The organism is Microbulbifer sp. TB1203, from assembly GCF_030997045.1.
Taxonomy (GTDB): Bacteria; Pseudomonadota; Gammaproteobacteria; order Pseudomonadales; family Cellvibrionaceae; genus Microbulbifer.
The window spans coordinates 2,273,912-2,293,262 of record NZ_CP116899.1 but is presented as its reverse complement, the minus strand read 5'-3'; the positions used below and the strand labels follow the sequence as shown (position 1 = coordinate 2,293,262).

General features: G+C 58.1%; 18 protein-coding genes. 11 read left to right on the top strand and 7 right to left on the bottom strand.

The window, feature by feature from the left end; translation table 11 throughout:
• Positions 1–836: 836 nt before the first annotated feature.
• The 9 genes from PP263_RS09640 to PP263_RS09600 all read left to right on the top strand — a co-directional run bounded on the left by PP263_RS09640 (position 837) and on the right by PP263_RS09600 (position 10,403).
• Complete coding sequence (locus tag PP263_RS09640) at positions 837–2,144, top strand: reverse transcriptase domain-containing protein (RefSeq protein WP_308368213.1); 1,308 nt, start codon at positions 837–839, stop codon at positions 2,142–2,144.
• Between the two features lie 35 nt (positions 2,145–2,179).
• The gene (gene ltrA / locus PP263_RS09635; protein ID WP_308364412.1) at positions 2,180–3,385 is read left to right on the top strand and encodes a group II intron reverse transcriptase/maturase; all 1,206 of its coding nucleotides are present in this window, start codon (positions 2,180–2,182) and stop codon (positions 3,383–3,385) included.
• A 10-nt stretch (positions 3,386–3,395) separates the two neighbouring features.
• Positions 3,396–3,995, top strand: coding sequence for a group II intron maturase-specific domain-containing protein (locus PP263_RS09630; RefSeq protein ID WP_308368212.1), 600 nt, complete (start codon positions 3,396–3,398; stop codon positions 3,993–3,995).
• A gap of 664 nt (positions 3,996–4,659) precedes the next feature.
• On the top strand, positions 4,660–6,216 hold the full coding sequence (locus tag PP263_RS09625; RefSeq protein ID WP_308368211.1) for an IS1182 family transposase: 1,557 nt from the start codon (positions 4,660–4,662) through the stop codon (positions 6,214–6,216).
• Positions 6,217–6,465: 249 nt separating this feature from the next.
• Entirely contained in the window at positions 6,466–7,089 is a 624-nt protein-coding gene (locus PP263_RS09620; RefSeq protein ID WP_308368210.1) for a hypothetical protein, read from the top strand.
• Positions 7,090–7,438: 349 nt separating this feature from the next.
• On the top strand, positions 7,439–7,669 hold the full coding sequence (locus PP263_RS09615) for a DUF6429 family protein (protein ID WP_308368209.1): 231 nt from the start codon (positions 7,439–7,441) through the stop codon (positions 7,667–7,669).
• A 7-nt stretch (positions 7,670–7,676) separates the two neighbouring features.
• Positions 7,677–8,501: a DUF817 domain-containing protein gene (locus PP263_RS09610; RefSeq protein WP_308368207.1), complete on the top strand. Its 825-nt coding sequence runs from the start codon at positions 7,677–7,679 to the stop codon at positions 8,499–8,501.
• Between the two features lie 80 nt (positions 8,502–8,581).
• Positions 8,582–9,274 carry a CTP synthase gene (locus tag PP263_RS09605; protein WP_308368206.1) on the top strand — a complete coding sequence of 231 codons (693 nt, stop codon included), beginning with the start codon at positions 8,582–8,584 and terminating at the stop codon, positions 9,272–9,274.
• Positions 9,275–9,338: 64 nt separating this feature from the next.
• A complete protein-coding gene (locus tag PP263_RS09600) occupies positions 9,339–10,403 on the top strand; it encodes a peptidase M42 (RefSeq protein WP_308368205.1) in 1,065 nt (354 codons plus the stop codon).
• A 19-nt stretch (positions 10,404–10,422) separates the two neighbouring features.
• Here PP263_RS09600 and PP263_RS09595 read toward each other — a convergent pair whose 3' ends face one another.
• The 6 genes from PP263_RS09595 to PP263_RS09570 all read right to left on the bottom strand — a co-directional run bounded on the left by PP263_RS09595 (position 10,423) and on the right by PP263_RS09570 (position 16,953).
• Complete coding sequence (locus PP263_RS09595) at positions 10,423–11,355, bottom strand: YwqG family protein (protein ID WP_308368204.1); 933 nt, start codon at positions 11,353–11,355, stop codon at positions 10,423–10,425.
• Positions 11,356–11,470: 115 nt separating this feature from the next.
• The gene (locus PP263_RS09590) at positions 11,471–11,740 is read right to left on the bottom strand and encodes a PepSY domain-containing protein (protein ID WP_308368203.1); all 270 of its coding nucleotides are present in this window, start codon (positions 11,738–11,740) and stop codon (positions 11,471–11,473) included.
• 64 nt (positions 11,741–11,804) lie between these two features.
• Positions 11,805–12,248 carry a hypothetical protein gene (locus PP263_RS09585; protein ID WP_308368202.1) on the bottom strand — a complete coding sequence of 148 codons (444 nt, stop codon included), beginning with the start codon at positions 12,246–12,248 and terminating at the stop codon, positions 11,805–11,807.
• 79 nt (positions 12,249–12,327) lie between these two features.
• Entirely contained in the window at positions 12,328–13,593 is a 1,266-nt protein-coding gene (gene bioA, locus PP263_RS09580) for an adenosylmethionine--8-amino-7-oxononanoate transaminase (RefSeq protein ID WP_308368201.1), read from the bottom strand.
• A gap of 103 nt (positions 13,594–13,696) precedes the next feature.
• Positions 13,697–16,195 carry an FtsX-like permease family protein gene (locus PP263_RS09575; protein WP_308368200.1) on the bottom strand — a complete coding sequence of 833 codons (2,499 nt, stop codon included), beginning with the start codon at positions 16,193–16,195 and terminating at the stop codon, positions 13,697–13,699.
• Positions 16,195–16,953: an ABC transporter ATP-binding protein gene (locus PP263_RS09570; RefSeq protein WP_308368199.1), complete on the bottom strand. Its 759-nt coding sequence runs from the start codon at positions 16,951–16,953 to the stop codon at positions 16,195–16,197. The genes PP263_RS09575 and PP263_RS09570 overlap by 1 nt, the downstream gene beginning before the upstream one ends.
• Before the next feature lie 43 nt (positions 16,954–16,996).
• Between PP263_RS09570 and PP263_RS09565 the strand changes: the two genes are divergently transcribed.
• Together PP263_RS09565 and ttcA are read left to right on the top strand one after the other, a co-directional pair.
• Positions 16,997–17,656 carry an arylesterase gene (locus PP263_RS09565; protein ID WP_308368198.1) on the top strand — a complete coding sequence of 220 codons (660 nt, stop codon included), beginning with the start codon at positions 16,997–16,999 and terminating at the stop codon, positions 17,654–17,656.
• Between the two features lie 284 nt (positions 17,657–17,940).
• Positions 17,941–18,855 (top strand): tRNA 2-thiocytidine(32) synthetase TtcA, encoded by a 915-nt coding sequence (gene ttcA, locus PP263_RS09560; protein WP_308368197.1) that lies wholly within the window; start codon positions 17,941–17,943, stop codon positions 18,853–18,855.
• On the opposite strand, the gene PP263_RS09555 is transcribed toward ttcA, so the two are convergent.
• Positions 18,743–19,342, bottom strand: a complete 600-nt coding sequence (locus PP263_RS09555) for a hypothetical protein (protein ID WP_308368196.1) — start codon at positions 19,340–19,342, stop codon at positions 18,743–18,745. The genes ttcA and PP263_RS09555 overlap by 113 nt on opposite strands.
• Positions 19,343–19,351: the final 9 nt, after the last annotated feature.

Below are 19,351 nucleotides of genomic sequence, written 5' to 3'. Positions count from 1 at the left end.
TAAAAGGTGGGAGGCATAAAGTAGAAAACCCTCTCTCTGAAGAACAAATGGTGCACCTAGAGAGGGAGCTATCACGTAAAAACATACGTATTGTAGTTCGAGATCTCATTCTATTTTCATTGGGGCTCGGTACACTTATCGTTCTACTGGTGGGCCTGTGGCACTCCAATGCATAACGATGCAATGCAGCCGACGTCTTACTTTGTGCACTTTTTGCACGGTCGCTACGCTCCCATTTTCGTGCAAAAAGCAAACAAAGTAAGCCGCGGCTGATTGCGGCGTTAGTGCGACAAGCAAAGCTTGTCGCATCTTGCAGGGTGAAAGTCCCTGTCGGGTAAGGCCTAGCCAGCCACCCGTATCGAGTCTTGCGCGCTGTGCGGAACCCGGAAATTAGGAATATTTGTGTGGCAGGAAGCACAAGGCGAACAAGCAGCGTGAAGCGTAGACAGAGAATTACATAGGCCATAGGGCGTGCCGTGCGCCTGAAGTGTTGGTATCGCTCCGAAAATAGCGAATCCTGGTTGACGAGGCTTGTAACGCCGTCGAAGTCCATGCAAAACAGCCGCCAAGGGCGAGGTTGTGGCGAGCCAGCGGAGTTATCAAACCGTGGCATGTGTAAAGAGATGCGACAGGAACTTGTGAGATCCAAGGAGGTTCCCGCAGGAAGTGGGTAGGGCTGCCGAGTAAAACGCGAGGCGAACGAAGGCCCCTTGGAAGTCGGATCGGTTCATAGTAGTCCGAAAGCGGGAAAGCCGCTTGCATGGCGAAGGGGCCGACAATGGAATCGTGGCGTTTAACAGAAACATAGTCCGGACAGGGTAGGGCTGGAAACCACTATGACAACCGCCTTAAACGCCATAGCATTTAAAGCACGTACCCATCCCCGGCACCGGTTTCAGAATTTATATGGAGAACTGAATCCCGGTTTGCTGACGCGGGGCTGGGCTAACCTCAACAAGCGATCTGCTCCCGGTGTGGACGGCGTAGAAGCCGAAGACTTCGGGGCGCGATTGCCGGAAAATATCCACCGCATCCATCAGAATCTCAAGGCAAACCGCTTTCGGGTAAATGATGTAAAGCGGGTATACATCCCCAAGGCAAACGGCGCAGAGCGTCCCCTCGGACTGCCCACGATAGAAGACAAGCTGGTGCAGCAAAGTGTTGCGGAGTTACTCCAGAGCATCTGGGAGCAAGACTTTTTGCGCAATAGCTACGGCTACCGCCCGCACAAAAGCGCGCATCAAGCCGTACACAGCTTACAGCTCAATCTTCAGTTCAAGGGCTACGGGTACATCGTCGAAGCGGATATTAAAGGCTTCTTCGATAACATGGACCACGGGTGGCTGCTGCGGATGCTGGAACAGCGCATCGACGACAAACGTCTACTCAACCTGATCAATCAATGGTTGAAGGCGCGCATCATCGAGCCGGACGGCCGTTATCACAAGCCGCTTAGCGGAACCCCGCAAGGGGGCGTGATCAGCCCGGTGCTGGCCAATATCTACTTGCACTACGTGCTCGACCTGTGGTTCGAGAAAAGGGTCAAGCCCGGACTCAGGGGGCGCGCCATGCTCATCCGTTACGCGGACGACTGTGCGCCACGAAGGCGCACTGGAGGATGTGAATCCTCCGTGCAGCCGTGCTGCACAAGAGATGAGGGCGGGCCCCTCGGAGCCGCCGTGCAGGCGGAGGCTTCAAACCACCTACTGCTGCTGCACTTAAAAGGTGTGGTAGTGAGCGAGTATGGAAAAGGCCGGTCAAGAACCGGTCAGGTAAGGGCCGTGAAGTCGAACGCAAGTGAACCGCTGATGACGTGTCGAAAGCGTAGGGACGACGTCAAAACCGGGGGGAAGTCGTTAACCCGGGATAAGTCTGGGAGAAACCTGTCTACTGCCCAGGCGGCGTCCGGCATAAAGGCGGCGAGAACACGGCTCAGGCTCTTGTGTGGAACGTGGGAACCTGTCACCCCGATGCTAGGGGAGCGATGCAAGTGGAAGCCCCACGAGTATCTGAGTACCAATGCGGGGTACAGGGGCGGAGCAACCTGTAGTAGTGAGGAAGGCTCTGTAATGGAGCTGGAGCGAAGGGGTTGCCCTATCCAGCCTGAGACAAGAGTGCAACCAGCAATGGGAGGACACTCTTGAATCAGGCGAAGTCATTTCCTATCACTAAACGTCAGGTGTGGGAAGCCTACAAACGAGTCAAGGCCAATAAGGGCGGGGAAGGCGTAGACGGTCAGACCCTGGAGATGTTTGAAGAGAAGCTGGAAGGCAATCTCTATAAACTCTGGAATCGACTGGCGTCTGGTAGCTACATACCCCCACCGGTCAAACGCGTGGAGATTCCCAAGGCGGACGGTGGTGTTCGTCCACTGGGAATTCCAACGGTTGCGGACCGGGTTGCCCAAATGGTAGTCAAACAAGCCCTGGAGCCGGACCTGGAACGTCATTTTCATCCGGACTCCTACGGCTATCGGCCGGGCAAGTCAGCCCGTCAGGCGATTGGACAGGCGCGCAAGCGCTGCTGGCGCAACGACTGGGTCGTTGATCTGGATATCAGGGGTTTCTTCGATAACATCGATCATGAACTCTTGATGCGAGCGGTGCGCCACCACACCCAAGACAAATGGGTGCTGCTCTACATCGAGCGATGGCTGACAGCCCCGGTGCAACTGAATGGTGGGGCATTACAGGAGAGGACCAAGGGCACCCCGCAAGGGGGTGTGGTCAGTCCTCTGCTGGCGAACCTGTTCTTGCACCATACCTTCGATGCGTGGATGCAAAGGCACTATCCGAGCATTCCCTTCGAGCGGTACGCCGATGATAGTGTTTGTCACTGCCGCACACGGAAGCAGGCCGAACATCTGAAAAATGCGCTGGAACAGCGCTTTGCAGATTGTGGACTGGAACTTCATCCGGAGAAGACCAAGATTGTCTACTGCAAAGACGACGATCGACGTCTGGACTATCCCGCCACCAGTTTCGATTTTCTGGGTTACACCTTTCGCCCGAGAAGATCGAAAAATCGGAAGGGAAAGTTCTTCATCAACTTCAGTCCGGCGATCAGCAACAAAGCGGCGAAAGCAATCCGGCAGGAAGTACGCAGCTGGAAACTGCATCTGCGCAGCGACAAGTCACTGGAAGACTTGGCAAGGATGTTCAACGCGGTGATCCGCGGCTGGATCAATTACTACAGCGCATTTTACAAGTCAGCGCTGTATACAACCCTCCGGCGGATTGACCGTAGGCTCGTAATTTGGGCAACTCGCAAGTTCAAAAGACTGCGGGGCCACAGGAGGCGAGCAACCCACTGGTTGGAGCGTATTGCGCGCAGACAGCCGGGGTTGTTTGCCCATTGGCGTTTATTACATGGACAGGCTGGGTAGGAGGAGCCGGATGAGCGGAGACGTTCACGTCCGGTTCTGTGAGCGCCTCGGGGGGAGGGTCCCCGGGGCGACTCGACTTGTTGTAGCGTTTCAGTACCGCGACGAGGCCAACGCCTTCTACCGAGCGTTGCCATCGAGATTAAAGCAATTTAACCTTGATGTCACGGCCGGTAAAACATCGCTCAAACGCTTCAGCCGCTTTCATCCGGGCCAGGAGCGGAGCTTTGAATTTCTGGGTTTCAGGTTCTATTGGGATGTTGACTTCGGTGGCGGACCTCGTCTGCGGCGGAAGACCGCCCCGAAGAAACACAAATCTCTGCTGCAAGCGCTCTACACATGGATCAAGGAGAATCGCCACAAACGGCTGAATCGCCTGATGCCCATGCTGAAGAGGAAGCTTGACGGAATCGGGAATTACTTCGCCCTGCCGGACAACAGTCTGAGCGTATCCCGTATCTACGGGCATGTTTTGCATAGCCTGTATAAGTGGTTGAATCGACGCAGTCAAAAGCGGAGTTTCAACTGGGGAGGCCTGAAGGAAATGTTGAGATATTACCGAATCCAGCCGTTAACAGTGCGTAAGCGCGCTGTCCCGGCGGATTGGTACTGAGGGGCCTGTGCTTTACACGGGCAATGATTCTATTGAAGAGCCGGATGCGGTAATTCCGCACGTCCGGATCTGTGTGGGGGCGTCCCGGTGACGGGGCGTTCTACCACGACTACGCGTAATTACGTATGAAGAACACAATAATCACTATTCTAGTTTTCTTATTAATCGCATCACTCGGGCTTTCCTACTTTGTGGCCAAAGACCTGACATTCGCTGAGCCGAAGTACGAGGCCATACATTGGTCTAAGAGTGAGCAAGTCATCTTAAATAAAGCATATGCTGAGCTTGGTAATGCGTCAAAAGTTCCTTTTGGCTACTATCCTTACAAAATAATTCAAGATGAAAATGGAACGTCAGTAAGGTTTAGAAGTTATAATTTTCTCCAGCTAAGGAAGTCTGCGTTACTTGATGAAGATATAATGGATGGTTGTGTATACATTCATTTTGATAAATCTATGAAGTTGCGGAAGGTCTCTTACTGTGGTTAAGCGTATAACAAGGCCAGGCTGTACGCTCCGGCGCTGCGCGCCTCCGCGGGACGTCCTACGCTATGCGCTACGCGCATAAACAGCGCAGGCCGCCCCAACTGGCAACGTTCAGGCTGTAGAAAAACTCTTAAAACTCAGCGTTTTTTGGTAAAATTTGACCCTCAAAGGGAGGGGATATGCCAAATTTCAGAAAATACAGCTACAGCCAGGACGCCATGGTCGTCATTAACTTCGAAGACCAACTCCAGCCTGGCACTTTCGAGTTCACTCTCCACCGTTTGATCGACGGGCATATCGACCTCTCCCCCTTCTACGACAAATACAGCAATGATCAGGGCGGCAGAGCCGCTTACGATCCAGCGATTCTGCTCAAGATCATCCTGTTTGCTTACGCCAAAGGCATCACCTCCAGCCGCGAGATCCAGTGGCAATGTGAAAACAACATCATCTTCAAAGCCCTCTCCTGCGACGCCGTCCCCCACTTCACCAGTATCGCGAGCTTTGTCAGCGGCTACCCCGACGCCATTGAGTCTGTCTTCGAGCAGGTACTGCTTGTCTGCGACCAGCAGGGCCTACTGGGCAATGAACTCTTTGCCATTGACGGCTGCAAGATGCCCTCAGACGCCTCCAAAGAGCATTCCGGCACTTTCAAAGAACTGGAACAGAAGCGAGACAAAATCCAGAAGAAGATCCGGCATTGCATCGAAGAGCACAAACGGCTCGACGGGCGAAAGCCCAAAGAGCGAGACCGAAAGAAGCAGCTCGCCCAGGCCACTGAAACCCTCCAAAAGCACTTCGACAAGATTGATCAGTTCCTAAAGACGGCAACCCCAAGGAAGGGGCAAGGAAAGAACCAGAAAGAAGTAAAGAGCAATATCACCGATAACGAATCCGCCAAAATGACCACCAGCAAAGGCACAATACAGGGCTACAACGGTATCGCCGCCGTCGATAAGGAACACCAGATCATTGTCGAAGCCCAGGCCTTTGGCTCCGGTCAGGAACAGCATACGTTGAAGTCGATTCTGGACGGTATCAGAAAGCGGTATCGTGATACCGGAATCCATGACGATATCCTCAAAAGTCAGGTAATCGTAACCGCAGATACCGGGTTCTCCAGTGAGGAGAATAATGATTATCTCCGCAAAGAGAACATCAACGCCTACATCCCTGACAATAAGTTCCGATCCAGAGACAAAGCTTTCTCTAAGCAGAAAAAGAAGTATGGTAAGCGGAATCAGTACAATGCCAAAGGCCAGAAGAAGATCATCCCGGCCAGCGAATTTCAAATCGATGCCAAGAACAAGATCTGTATCTGTCCGGCCGGAAAGTCTCTTTGGTTCGTTGGTGAATCTCGACCTGTCAAAGGTAAAAGAAAACTGATCTTTGAAGGTAACCTGACCGACTGTCGCAGCTGCCACCTGAAAGACCAGTGTATGCGCAATCCAAGTGCCGCCGACACAAGGGAGGGGCACGGTCGCCAGGTATCGATTGCAGTGACCAATGGCCACACTGCGACAGACTGGATGAAGCGACGCGTCGACAGCCAGGAAGGAAAGGTGATCTACGGGCACCGTATGTCCGTGGTGGAGCCGGTATTTGGCAATACAGGCACCAACAAGGGCCTAAATCGATTCACGTTACGCGGCCTGGACAAGGTCCAGGGGCAATGGCGGATGTTCTGCTTGGTGCATAACATTGAAAAGCTGATGAATTATGGAGCGATTCACTGAGCCAGAAGGCTCTTGACGAAGCCTCTCTATTGACTGCGCAGGTTGGATGACTATGTGAAAGGACTGTGTTTTAATCGGGCTCAATGATCAATCAAAATATGGCTGGAAGAGCTGATTCTCCGAAATAGTTTTTCTACAGCCTCGTTAGCCGTCGAAATTTTAACACCATCGATCGCAAACTATTTGCCATTATGCACACAGTTGGCTAATTTGTATCAATAAAAGAAAATATTTACACAAGGACCTTGTATGCGAATTCCATCAAAAATGTTGTTATTAACTGCTACACTTTTAATCCTGGCTGGGGAAGCAATCGCTTCCGAGGCTACTGTAATTAATCCGACAAGCAAAGCGCCTCTTTTCGATGGTCGTTGTGATAAAGCTGAATGGCAAGTTGCAACAATACTTGAATTACCAGCGCAGACTGCCATTTATCTTATGCACGATAAGGATTCTTTATTCGTTTGCGCCAAAGGCAAAGCTGGAGATTACACGGTTATTGATCTTTACATTGAACATGCTGAAACCGGTCATCTCTATAATCTACATGCTTCCGCCCAATTGTCAGAGCGGTCACTCCGTGACAAAGACTGGAGTAAATCTGAGTTTTGGAATCACAAAGATTGGAGTGGTTATTGGGTGCCATACGCAGGTGAAGAAGATGCTGATAAAGGCAAACGCACTAAATTCTTGGAAGGATCCCACAGGGAAATTCAGGTGTTGCGAAAGAAATTTGTCGGTAACACTTGGAATATGATGATTCGTCTCAGTGCTATTTATCAAGACGGAAAGTATGGCGCAGAGTTCTTTTATCCTGAAAAAGCAGTAGATACCGATAAGTCGACTTGGGAAAAATTTTCATTTTCTGAGTAAAAAGCCCTAAATACGATGAGAGAATGTTAATCGGTCGCCTAATAAAAACATGAAATCGGATAAAATAAAGTTGCGCCGATTCGCTATGCATCTTTATTTTTTCGGTGATGTTAGGCATTGAATTTCGTATGAATGTATTAAGAGCTATTTTCTACGATGTGTCTTGCGCAAAAATGGGAGGGAATTGCCTTTCTATATTGCAAGACATTCAGGGATGAAGCGGTTGTAAACCGCAAAATAAATCGATGTGGCGATAACTAAGCGGGTTTGCCCAGCGGTTTTTACCTGTTGGATATGCAATCCTGAAAAACAAAAAAACAATTCTAGGCTAAATTAAGGAGATTCTCAGATGGAAGTTGATAAAGATAAAATCGATGAGACTATTCTGGCCCTATTGTATTTGACGCTTCACAATGGCTGCCGGTCCTGGAAGTCCTTCGACTGGGATGCCTTGGGCAGGCTTTGCGAAAAAGGATTTATTCTCGACCCCGTCGGCAAGGCCAAGTCCGTAGTCCTTACTGACGAGGGCCTAAGGGAGTCCGAGCGCCTGTTTCATCAGCTCTTTGAAAAGAAACAGTAAGCGCGGCATGCTATCTGGCGCGGTCAGGGAGTTCTGTCTCTTCAGCCTCAAACAGGCCTACGCCTGCCTGTTTGGCGGCTTCCTGCTGGTGGTAATGATTCTGACCAAGTACTGGTATCCGCTGGAATCCCTGCACCGCTACGACTTTATCTTTCTCGCCGCCGTCGGCTTCCAGCTGCTCCTGCTGCTGTGCCGCCTCGAAACCCTGCGCGAGGCCCTGGTGATCGTGGTTTTCCACCTGGTGGCGACGGTGATGGAGTTGTTCAAGACCGCCGATACCATCAGTTCCTGGGTTTACCCGGAGCCCTTTGTATTCGGCATCGGTAACGTGCCGCTGTTTACCGGATTTATGTATAGTGCGGTGGGCAGTTATATCGCGCGGATCTGGCGTATCTTCGAGTTCCGCTACACAGGGTATCCGGCGTATCGCTGGGCGATATTGCTGGTCGCTCTGATCTACATAAACTTCTTTACCCATCACTTTGTCCCGGACCTGCGCTGGCTGTTACTGGGCTGGACCGGGCTGCTGTTCTGGCGCACGCAGATCCATTTCCGGGTGGACCGGGCTTACCGGAGGATGCCGCTGTTGCTGGGATGGCTGCTGGTGGCGGGGTTTATCTGGCTGGCGGAGAACATTGCGACCTTTGTGAATATCTGGATCTACCCGAGCCAGGCCGCTGCCTGGAACATGGTGCCGCTGGCCAAGCTATCCTCCTGGTATCTGCTGATGCTGCTGAGCTTCGTTTTGGTGTCGCTCGTGCACCGGGTTGAGGGATATACTGTGGGCAAACCGAAAGAGACTGGTTCAGGGGATATCCCTTCTGCGGCATGATTCGGGCGAGTTGCCCGTGAGCAGGCCTCTGCACTGGCTCTGTAATTCGACCTTTTGTTGAAATCAGCTGGGATTAATCCATGACTGTCGTAACTATCGGGCTGGTCGGTGATTTCGATCCATCGGTGCCGGCCCATCAGGCTATTCCCCCGTCTATTGAACTGGCCGCGTCCGCACTGGGCACCGGCGTCGAATATGAGTGGGTGCCCACACCGGAAATCCGCTCCGCGGGGCGCCTGGCTGGTTACAGCGGAATCTGGTGTGTCCCGGCCACGCCCTATCAGGATATGGATGGGGCACTGCTGGCGATTCGCTGGGCGCGGGAGAGCCAAGTTGCCTTTCTCGGCACCTGTGGCGGTTTCCAGCATGCGATCCTGGAGTACGCCCGCAATGTGCTGGGCTGGGAGGACGCGGATCACGCGGAGTCCAACCCGGAAGCGAAGAGGGCGGTGGTTTCGCCGCTGGCCTGCGCGCTGGTGGAAACCACCGGGATGGTACGCCTCGACCCGGACACGCTGATTTACCGGGCTTATGGCGTCAGTGAAATTTCAGAGGGCTATCGCTGCCGCTATGGGCTGAACCCCGAATTCAGGCAGGCGCTGCTCGGGGGCCCCATGCGTGGCTGCGCTTTCGATATGACCGATGAGATCCGCGCGGTCGAATTGAACAGGCATCCGTTCTTTGTCGCGACCCTGTTCCAGCCCGAGCGCCGGGCCCTGCAGGGGCAGCTTTCGCCGCTGGTTCGGGCGTTTGTTCATGCCTGTGTGAAATAAAACCCCGCAACGCAGGGGGTCTGGTTTAACACTTTGCAGTTTTTTTACAGAGGTATTCCCATCCATGCAGGGAGCCGACCAGTTTATCGATCTTTTGAAGGAGTTGATCCGAAACCCCAGTGTAGTGGGTGCGGAACATGCGTTTTTCCGGGTGTTGCAGCGCGCGCTGGAGGAGCGCGGGGCGAGGGTGACCTGGTATGAGGGGCTGCTGGTGGCGCAGGGGGACAGGCCGGATGCGGCCATGTTTTCGGCGCATATCGATCGCCACGGGCTGATTTGTACCGGGCCGAACGAGTTCCAGTATGCGGCCTTTGTCACTGGCAACCGCTCGGATCTGCTGGGCAATTCGGTGTCGGAAAAGCTGATGATGAAAATCGTCGATCGCTTCCAGTCGGTGCCGGTGATGGCCTACGAACCCTGGTCGGGTTCCTACCGCGGTACCGGGGTGATCAGGAACGCCTATGTATGCGAGTACCGCAACAACCTGATCTTTGAGGTGGACGGTTTGGAACACCTGGTGGCCGGGACGCCGGTGGCCTTTACCGACCGGTTGACCATGGCCAACGGCATTCTGAGTGCGCAACTGGACAATGTGCTCACCGCGGCGCACCTGGTGCATCTCTACGCCCTGGGTTTCCAGGGCACTGCGTTCTTCACCGCACAGGAGGAGGCGGGCAGCAGCTGGCGGTACCTGTTGGAGTGGTTTCGCCGTTTTAATGACGGCACCGATCGTTTGATCGTGGTGGACACCAGCCCCTATCCGGACCGGGAAACCGCCGATCGCCAGCAGGTGGTGCTGCGCGGGCGCGATGCCAATGCGGAGTTTCATCCGCAGACCACCGCGATGGTGGAGAGCCTGTGCCGCTCAAACGGTATCAGCTACGGATTTAAGGATATCTATATCGACGAGCAGAACCGCGAGGCCGTTGCCTTGGGCAACGAACCCCAGTCCCTGGGCAGTACGGAACTGGGGCGCATCGTTCTGGCATCCAACGGCTTTGTACAGGGCACCACGCTGCAGATCCCGACCACCGGTTATCACACCATGGAGGAGTCCTCCACCATGGCCGCCAACGAGGCTTTCAGCCGGCTGCTGACCCTGATTGCGGGGGAGGCGGGAGCGATCTGAGGTTTTGCCGGGATTGCTGTCAGCAGCAGTCCCAGTTGTACCAGACCCTGCTGAAGTCCCGTTTTGCCAGGGCGTCCGGCTGGATAAAGAAATTGCCCACGCCGCAGTCCCCCCACATGATATCCACGGTGTCCTCGTAAGAGGTGTCCATCTGGAAGAGCAGCAGCCAGGCATCCTGCGGCTGGCCGTAGCGGGGATCGTCCTGGGTGAATGTGGCATAGCCGCCGATGCGGCTGCCGGCGGCGTCGTTGCGCTCCCAGAGAGCGTCCATTACCTGGTCCGGCATGGCTGTGAGATCGATACCTGTCTGTTCAAAGCGGTAATCGGTACTGCTGGGCAAGCCGGATTTCCGTTCCGCCTTGAGGGCGTACTCGGCCGACAACGGAAAATATTCGGCTTCGCCGGTATCCGGAACTTCGGTTTCCAGCGCGCCCGGGTCTTCGAGAATTTCCTCGTGGTAGACGACCCGGAAATTGCCCGGGTTTTTTCTCAGTTCCGCCTGTTTCCCACTGCTGTCCGCAAAGCTCAGGCCCATCAGGTCGTCGTCGGTAATAAAGAACTGCAGCAGACCCCTTTCCGGGTAGCCGGGCAGGGCGGGCAGTTCGGAAAAATTGAGCTGGGCCAACAGGTACAGTTTGTGGCCGTTTTCCGCCTCGGGATAGCGCGCCGTCCTGGGCCAGTAGGCCTTGCCGCCGAATTTGCTGTTCCAGGGGGATGGCGCGAGTGCGGCAACCGGCCGTAGGTTGATATAGTCCAGCCGGTGCGCTTCCAACTGGGCATCAAAGGAGTTCAGAATCTTTTCCACCTCGCTGTCCGCCAGTTCCGGTTCGGTATGGGAAGTTGCCGCTGCCTGCAGGGAGCCGCGGGGCCGGGCTTCCCGCCGATGCTCGCGAACGAGGATAACAGCGACAATAACCAGTACAGCAAAAGTGACGATGGCCGATGCGGACATGGGACCTGCTCCCCGATGAATTGAGCCGCCACTTTAACACGGCCGCAGCATCTGGTTGGCAGGGGGATACAGGAGGAAAGTCGTGCTCCCTCGGGAGAGGGAGCTGGGAGTAGGGTCAATCGCCGTCCGGCTTGTCCGAGAGTATTTTGCCGGAATTGGGGTCCACTTCCAGATCCCGCTTTTCGTCACTCTTGTAGGCTTCCACTTCCCAATGTCCGTTGTCGAGCGAGACATCGACAATGGGGGTATAACCCTGCTGTTCCAGTTTGGTGAGGACCGTCGACAGGGCCATGGCCCCGGGCGGGGGTTTTTCGTCGGCCAGGGCCGGCTGTTGCAAGGCTGCGCCAATAATGAAAGCCAGCAACAGGTTTTTTGCCGGAATCATTGTGTGTTCCTCAGCTGTTTGGGAAACGCGGGCCGGCGGAACCGGCCCGGAGGGTTTGCGAGAATCAGGGAGTCTGGGGAGACTGAGAGGACTGGCTGAGCCGTTGCTGGATCATGGCACACCACTCGGGGGTGCCGCCCTCCGGGCCCTGGCCCTGAGTGCCGGTGCCTCCGGTGAGCCTGTCGACGGCGATAAACCATTCCTCACTACCTATTTCCGGCAAGCCGCTGGGGTAGAGCTGGGTGATGTTGCCATCGGGCATGGTCTGGACCTCCTGGTGGACCCAGGCATACCATTCCGGCGTGCAGATCTGTGTGTCAGTGGTTGTTCCATCGTCCATGGTAGTGCCGTCGTCCATACCGTCCGTGGTGGTGTCCCCATTGGGAGTGACGGGCTCTTCCATCGTTCCCCCCGGTTCCATGGGCTGGGGGGTGTCGTCTCTATCGCGGTCACAGCCGGTTAGGCCGAAGATCAGAATTAATGCCAACAGGGGCAGGTGGCGGTACATACAACCTCCGCAAATTGCCGTTTCGCTCCTAAGCATAGGTTGAATCCTGTGACTTTGCCGGACATTTTGTTTGGACTTCTTAGCGGCCCAGCACTTCGACCATGGCGCCGGCCAGCCGGCCCAGATCCTCCTCGGAGATTACGTAGGGCGGCATGGCGTACACCAGTCGGCCGAAGGGGCGCAGCCACACGCCGCGTTCGATCAGCGCTTCCTGAACCTGCCTCATATCGACCGGCTGGTCCATCTCCACCACGCCGATGGCGCCGAGAGTGCGTACATCGGCCACACCGGGAGCGCCCCGCAACGGCGCCAGCTGCTCGTCCAATTGAGTTTGGATGGCGGCCACCCGCTGCTGCCAGGGACCGCTCAGCAACAACTCGATACTGGCGTTGGCCACTGCGCAGGCGAGCGGGTTGCCCATAAAAGTGGGGCCGTGCATAAATACTCCGGCCTCGCCGCGGCAAATGCCCTCCGCTACCCGATCGGTGCACAGGGTGGCGGCCAGGGTCATGGTGCCGCCGGTGAGGGCCTTGCCGAGAGTGAGAATGTCGGGATTGATATCCGCGTGCTCGCAGGCGAACAGTTTGCCGCTGCGGCCGAAACCGGTGGCGATCTCGTCGGCGATCAACAGCAGGTCGTACTGGTCGCACAGCTGGCGCACCCGCTGCAGATATTCCGGGGAATAGAAACGCATGCCGCCGGCGCCCTGTACCACCGGTTCGAGAATCACCGCGGCCAGTTGGTTGTGATTTTTCTCGATCAGTTGCCGGAGCTCGGCGATATCCTCGTCGCTGCAGGGTTCACTGAATTTCGGCTGCGGCGCCGGGGCGAAGAAATGCGGGGTCAACTGGCTGGCAAACAGGTGGTGCATGCCGGTGACCGGGTCGCAGGTGGCCATGGCGCCGAAGGTGTCGCCGTGGTAACCGTTGCGCAGCGCGAGCAACCGGTTTTTCACGCTGCGGCCCTGGGACTGCCAGTACTGCAGCGCCATCTTGATCGCCACTTCCACCGACACCGAACCGGAGTCGGCGAGGAAAACCCGCGTGAGCAGTGGGGGGGTGATCTCCACCAGTTTTTTGCACAGGGTGATCGCGGGCTCATGGGTGAGGCCGCCGAACATCACGTGCGACATTTTTTCCATCTGCTCGCTCAGGGCGCGGTTCAGTTCCGGCACCTTGTAGCCGTGCAGAGCGGACCACCAGGAAGACATGCCGTCGATCAGGCCGCGGCCGTCCTCCAGGTAAATGCGTACGCCCTCGGCGCGTTCGATCGGGTAGACCGGAGGCGGATCGATCAGGGAGGAATAGGGGTGCCAGATATGGTTGCGGTCGAAATCTAAATCCATAACCCAGATACTTCATTCTGTCGTCATTCCGGCGAATGCCGGAATCCAGAGGCCCGGTGGTTTCTGGATTCCCGCGTGCGCGGGAATGACGATCCCAAAATTTTTAGGCCAACTCGCGCAAAACTTTCAGCGGCGGCTCGCTCACCGAGCTGCGGCAGGCCAGGGTGCCGGCGGTGCCCACCAGCAGTGCGCCTGCCAATGGGCCCAACAGCCACAGCATCGGGTGGACGACAAACGGCAGGTCGAACACTCTTTGTGACAACACCGCGAGGGTCGCTTCCGCGCCGGCGGCGGCGAGCAAACCGGCGGCGATGCCCAGCAGGCCGAATTCCAGCATCAGGCTGTGCAGCAGCAGGCGGCGGCGGCCGCCCAGTGTGCGGATAATTGCCGCCTCCTGCAAACGCTCGGCGATGCTGGCGCGCACACCGGCCACCAGTACCAGTACCCCGGCCACCAGCATCAGCACCATCACCGACTCGATGGCCAGGGAGACCTGGTCGATGGTGTCGCGGATGCGCTGGATGATCTTGTCCAGCTCGATCACGCTGACGCTGGGGAAATTGCGCACCAGGTCGTTGACCAGCAGTTTCCGTTCCGGCGGCAAATAGAAGCTGGTGATATAGGTCGCGGGAAAGTCCTCCAGGGCGCCGGGGGCGAACAGCATATAGAAATTGGGCCGCATGCTGTTCCAGTCCAGGGAGCGGAAGCTGGCCACCGGAGCCTCGATTTCCAGGCCGCCGATGGAAAAACGCAGCCGGTCGCCCAGGGCCAGGCCCAGGCGCGCGGCCAGTTCCACTTCCACGCTGACCCCTTGCTCGCTTCCCTCTTGGGAGACGTCCTCGTCAGCCTCGTCCCACCATTCGCCTTCGAGGATGCGGTTGTCCGGCGCCAGGGTGCCGGTCCAGCTCAGGTTGAGTTCCCGGCGCAGGGCGTTGTCCTGCTCCCTGCGGTCCTTGGTGGGTTCGCCGTTGATGGCGGTGAGGCGCCCGCGCACCATCGGGTAGAACTCGGTGCTGGTGACCTGGTTGTCCGCGAGCATGGCTTGCAGGCCGTCTACCTCTGTGGGGGCGATATTGATCAGGAAGTGGTTGGGCGCCTTCTCGGGCAACTGCATGCGCCACTCGTCGATCAGCGCGGTGCGCGCGAACACCAGGGCGAGCATGGCCAGCAGGCCAGTGCCGAAGGCGGCGATCAGCAGGGTGTTGAAGGCCGCGCGCCTCTGCAGGCTGCCGAGGGCGATGCGCCAGCTGCCGCCGAGGGTCGCCAGCCTGCCGCGTATCAGCAACTGGTTGGCCAGCGCGCTGCCGCCCACCAGCAGTGCCATGCCGGCGAACAGCGCCGCGGTGATCGCCAGGCTGCCGGACAGCCACCAGATCAGCAGCAGCATGCTGGTGGGGCCGAGCACCAGGCCCAGCCATTCGCGCCGATCCGGATTGCTCCAGTCCCGCCGCAGCGTCTGCATGGGGTCGGTGCGCGCGAGGCGGAACAGCGGTGGCAGGGCGAAGCCCAGGGCACAGGCAAAACCGGTGGCCAGGCCGACGATCAGCGGCGACCAGTGGCTGGGGGGCGGCTCCACCGGGAAGAAGTCCGCCATCAGCGACACTGCCTGGGACTGTACCAGGCTGCCGATCAGCAGGCCCAGGAGCGTGGCGATCAGAGTCAGCGCCGCCAACTGCCCCAGGTAGATTCCCAGCACTTTGCCGCGGCCGGCGCCCAGGCTTTTCATCACCGCCACATAGGCGGTGTGGCGCAGGCTGTAGCGGCGCGCCGCGAGGCCCACGGCGACGCTGGCAAGCAGCACCGCGAGGCTGCCGGCCAGGTACAGGAAGCGCTCCGCGCGGTCCAGCGCCGAGGCCACCCGCGGCTGGCCCTCGCGCAGGTCGATCACCCGCTGGTGCTCGGTCAGCAGTGGCTCCAGCCAGGTAAAGTACTGCTCCAGAGCCTGATCGTCGCCGGCAAACAGGTAGCGGTAGCGCACCCGGCTGCCCGGTTGCAGGATATTGGCGGCGGGCAGGTCGTCCAGGTTCATCAGCAGCCGCGCGCCCATGGAGAAGAGGTTGTCGCTGCGGTCCGGCTCGTGGTCCAGCAGGCCGCTGACGGTCAGTTGGGTGTCTCCCAGTTGCAGGCTGTCGCCGATTTCCAGCTTCAGCAGCGGCAGCAGCCGCGGTTCCAGCCAGACTTCTCCGGGGGGCGGCCCGCCCTGTACCACGCGGCTGGGGCCGCTCTCGCGGGCCCGCATTTCCAGGTGGCCCACCAGCGGGTAGCCGTCGCTTACCGCCTTGACCGCGGCGAACTGGAACTCGTCGCCGGCGGCGAGCATGGAGGCGAACTGCACCGTTTCCGCCTGCTGCAATCCGAACTCGCGCGCCTTGTCCAGCCAGGCGCCGTCCACTGGCTGGCTGCTGTTCACCAGTCGCTCGGCGGCGAGGAAGGTCTGGGACTGGATATGCATGGCGCGGGTCAGACGGTCGGTGAAGTGTGCGATGGCGGTCACGCAGCTCACCGCCAGCACCAGGGCGGTGGCGATCAGCGCCAGTTCGCCACCGCGCCAGTCTCTCGCCAGCAGCCGGAGCGCCAACAGGGAGTGCTTGAGCGCGGGCATCAGATGGATACCTCCGACAGGCTGCCACTGTCGGGTTCTCCGGCCGTTATCTCGCCGGCAGCCATGCGCAGGTGCGACCCGCAGCGCTCCGCCAGCCGCTGCTCGTGGGTGACCAATACCAGAGTGGTGTTGGATTCGGCGTTGAGTTTGAACAGCAATTCGATAACCTTCTCGCCATTGCCGGCATCCAGGCTGCCGGTGGGCTCGTCGGCGAAGAGTATGCCGTCGTCGCCGGAGAAGCTGGCGAATGCACGGGCGATGGCCACGCGCTGCTGCTCACCGCCGGAAAGTTGCCGCGGGTAGTGGTGCAGCCGGTGCTCCAGGCCCACGCGGGCGAGGAATTCCCCTGCGCGTTTGGCGGCGCTGCGTTCGCCGCGCAGTTCGCTGGGCAGCATGACGTTTTCCCGCGCGGTGAGTCCCGGCAGCAATTGAAAGGTCTGAAATACGAAGCCCACGCAGCGGGCGCGCAGGGCGGCGCGCTGTTCTTCGTCCATCGCGGTGATTTCCTCGCCGGCGAGCCAGATGCGGCCTTCGCTGGGCCTGTCGAGCCCGGCCAGCAGGCCCAGCAGGGTGGATTTGCCGGAGCCGGAGGCGCCGGTGATCGCCAGGGATTCACCGCGGGCGAGTTGCAGGGAAATATTATTTAATAGGGTCAGCGAACCCTCGCCGGTGGCTACATGATGGTGCAGGCTTTCGGCCCTGAGCATTGCGGATAGAGCCGTGAGCTTGGTGGACGCAGCCGTGAGCTTGGTGGACATAGAGCTTCCTTGGATATACGCGTAAGGCAGTGGAGAGTATGACATGAGGACAGATTTTTTCCGGGGACTGGTAAGGGCTTTTGTCCCGCTATTGTTGCTGTCGGTCCCGTTGGCGCAGGCGCGCGGTGCCGATACGCTGCTGGTGCTGGGGGACAGCATCAGTGCCGCCTACGGCCTCGATGAGGCCCAGGGATGGGTGCAGCTGTTGCGCGATCGGCTGAAGGATGGAGACAGCCCGGTCGAGGTGGTGAACGCGAGTATCAGCGGGGAGACTTCCTCCGGTGGATTGGCGCGGCTGCCGCGGCTGCTGCGGGAACACGAGCCGCGTTGGCTGATAGTGGAGCTGGGCGGCAACGACGGCCTGCGCGGTTATGCGCCCCGCGCGCTGCAGCAGAATCTCCAGAGGATGGTGCGCCTGGCGAGGGAGGCCGACGCCGAGGTATTGATCCTGGGCATGCGCATGCCGCCGAACTACGGCCGGGCCTATACCGAGGCCTTTGCCGCGGTTTATCCCCGAGTAGCCGAAGCGGAATCGGTGCCATTGATACCTTTCTTCCTGGAGCCGGTGGCCCTGCAGGAAGGGGCTATGCAGGCGGACGGCATTCACCCCACTGCGAAGGCCCAGGCGGCCCTGTTGGATCATGTCTGGCCCTGCGTGCAGGCGCTGCTGGGCGAATCGCCGGTGGAGGCGTGCAGCCCCTGATCGAAATGCGTACAATCGCCGACCCAGTGCATGCCTAGTGCGTGCCTAGTGCATGTAAGTAGGCTCAGGGGCGGCCCTGCTGCCGGGGGCTTTTTGCGGGACACGCCGTGAATACATCCCTGTAGGCTTGTCCGCGAGGTCCCTCTCGCAGACAGTCCCGCAAAAAGCCCCCGACATCAGGGGCCTTCGCGTCGGAGTTCGGTATTCTTTCCCGAGTCCCGAACCCAGGATATGAAATCGAAGCCCGGCCTCCCGGCAAACTGTATTAAGAGAATCAAGCACCCATGAGCGACCTGGAAAACCGCCGCGAGCGGCTCGAATTCAACAAGCTGCAAAAGCGCCTGCGCCGCAATGTGGGCCGCGCCATCGCCGACTTCAATATGATCGAGGAGGGCGACAGGATCATGGTGTGCCTTTCCGGCGGAAAGGATTCCTACGCGATGCTGGATATTCTGCTCAACCTGCAGAAGACGGCGCCGGTGCGGTTCGAACTGGTGGCGGTGAATATGGACCAGAAACAGCCGGGTTTTCCCGAGCATGTGCTGCCGGAGTATTTGCAGTCCCTGGGTGTGCCTTATCACATCGTGGAGAAAGACACCTACTCGGTGGTGAAAGAGGTGGTGCCGGAGGGCAAGACCACCTGCGGCCTTTGCTCGCGCCTGCGCCGTGGCACTCTGTACGGTTTTGCCGAGGAGATCGGCGCGACCAAGGTGGCGCTGGGGCACCACAAGGACGATATCGTCGAGACGCTGTTCCTGAATATGTTTTACGGGGGACGACTCAAGGCCATGCCGCCGAAGCTGCGCGCGGACGATGGGCGCAACATTGTGATTCGCCCGCTGGCCTACTGCCGCGAAGAGGATCTGGAGCGCTTCGCCGGGTACAAGGCGTTTCCGATCATTCCCTGCAATCTGTGCGGAAGCCAGGAAAATCTGCAGCGGCAGGCGATCAAGCAGATGCTGAGGGAGTGGGACAGGAAGTCTCCCGGCCGCACTGAAAACATCTTCTCAGCACTCACCCGGGTATCGCCGTCGCAGCTGGCGGATCGGGACCTGTACGATTTCGAGAGCCTGGAGCTGGACCGCTCTATGCCAGCGGCTGGCGGGAAGGGCGATTACCCGCTCGAGCGGCAGATTCACTCCTGGGTGCCGGATGAGGAGGTGGATGAACCGCGCTATATTGATGCGTTGAATCTGTAACCCCCCTCTTCCCCTTTTTTACCAGTTGGGCGTAGCTCTGCCGGAAATCCTGTTCCGTTGCCACGGGGCCGTGGTGGAAGTACTGGTGCCACAGCCGTGCCATGGCGGTCACATCGTTTTCCTCAACGTCGTCGACGCCCGCGGAGTGGTAGATCAGCCAGGCGATGGCGGTGGCGTAGCGCAGGTTGGTGGCCAGTTCGCTGTGGGGGTGGTGCAGGAAGTCCCGCTGACTGGCCAGACCGCGCACCTTGGAGGCCAGGGCCGGATGATCGATCAGGTAGTGGTCCCAGATATGGCGGTGGGTGTGGGGCTGGATCTGGTAGATACCCAGTCCGTGGCGGCGGCCTTGTTTGAGGTGGAAGCCCAGTTGTGACTCGCGGGCCGCGGTGCCCAGCAGCAGGTTTTCCATTCCCGCAGACCAAGCCCTCAGATGCTTCAGGGTGGGACGAATCACCATCAGGCGCAGCTCGTCCAGACAGATACCCATAGTGATGTC

What these genes read in the sequence shown, in the direction of transcription:
- ttcA (WP_308368197.1), top strand. Translation starts at nt 17,941, where the DNA reads ATGAGCGACCTGGAAAACCGCCGCGAGCGGCTCGAATTCAACAAGCTG.
- PP263_RS09600 (WP_308368205.1), top strand. Translation starts at nt 9,339, where the DNA reads ATGCAGGGAGCCGACCAGTTTATCGATCTTTTGAAGGAGTTGATCCGA.
- PP263_RS09605 (WP_308368206.1), top strand. Translation starts at nt 8,582, where the DNA reads ATGACTGTCGTAACTATCGGGCTGGTCGGTGATTTCGATCCATCGGTG.
- PP263_RS09625 (WP_308368211.1), top strand. Translation starts at nt 4,660, where the DNA reads ATGCCAAATTTCAGAAAATACAGCTACAGCCAGGACGCCATGGTCGTC.
- PP263_RS09630 (WP_308368212.1), top strand. Translation starts at nt 3,396, where the DNA reads ATGAGCGGAGACGTTCACGTCCGGTTCTGTGAGCGCCTCGGGGGGAGG.
- PP263_RS09615 (WP_308368209.1), top strand. Translation starts at nt 7,439, where the DNA reads ATGGAAGTTGATAAAGATAAAATCGATGAGACTATTCTGGCCCTATTG.
- PP263_RS09590 (WP_308368203.1), bottom strand. Translation starts at nt 11,740, where the DNA reads ATGATTCCGGCAAAAAACCTGTTGCTGGCTTTCATTATTGGCGCAGCC.
- PP263_RS09570 (WP_308368199.1), bottom strand. Translation starts at nt 16,953, where the DNA reads ATGTCCACCAAGCTCACGGCTGCGTCCACCAAGCTCACGGCTCTATCC.
- PP263_RS09585 (WP_308368202.1), bottom strand. Translation starts at nt 12,248, where the DNA reads ATGTACCGCCACCTGCCCCTGTTGGCATTAATTCTGATCTTCGGCCTA.
- PP263_RS09640 (WP_308368213.1), top strand. Translation starts at nt 837, where the DNA reads ATGACAACCGCCTTAAACGCCATAGCATTTAAAGCACGTACCCATCCC.
- PP263_RS09565 (WP_308368198.1), top strand. Translation starts at nt 16,997, where the DNA reads ATGAGGACAGATTTTTTCCGGGGACTGGTAAGGGCTTTTGTCCCGCTA.
- PP263_RS09595 (WP_308368204.1), bottom strand. Translation starts at nt 11,355, where the DNA reads ATGTCCGCATCGGCCATCGTCACTTTTGCTGTACTGGTTATTGTCGCT.
- PP263_RS09620 (WP_308368210.1), top strand. Translation starts at nt 6,466, where the DNA reads ATGCGAATTCCATCAAAAATGTTGTTATTAACTGCTACACTTTTAATC.
- PP263_RS09575 (WP_308368200.1), bottom strand. Translation starts at nt 16,195, where the DNA reads ATGCCCGCGCTCAAGCACTCCCTGTTGGCGCTCCGGCTGCTGGCGAGA.
- PP263_RS09555 (WP_308368196.1), bottom strand. Translation starts at nt 19,342, where the DNA reads ATGGGTATCTGTCTGGACGAGCTGCGCCTGATGGTGATTCGTCCCACC.
- PP263_RS09610 (WP_308368207.1), top strand. Translation starts at nt 7,677, where the DNA reads ATGCTATCTGGCGCGGTCAGGGAGTTCTGTCTCTTCAGCCTCAAACAG.
- bioA (WP_308368201.1), bottom strand. Translation starts at nt 13,593, where the DNA reads ATGGATTTAGATTTCGACCGCAACCATATCTGGCACCCCTATTCCTCC.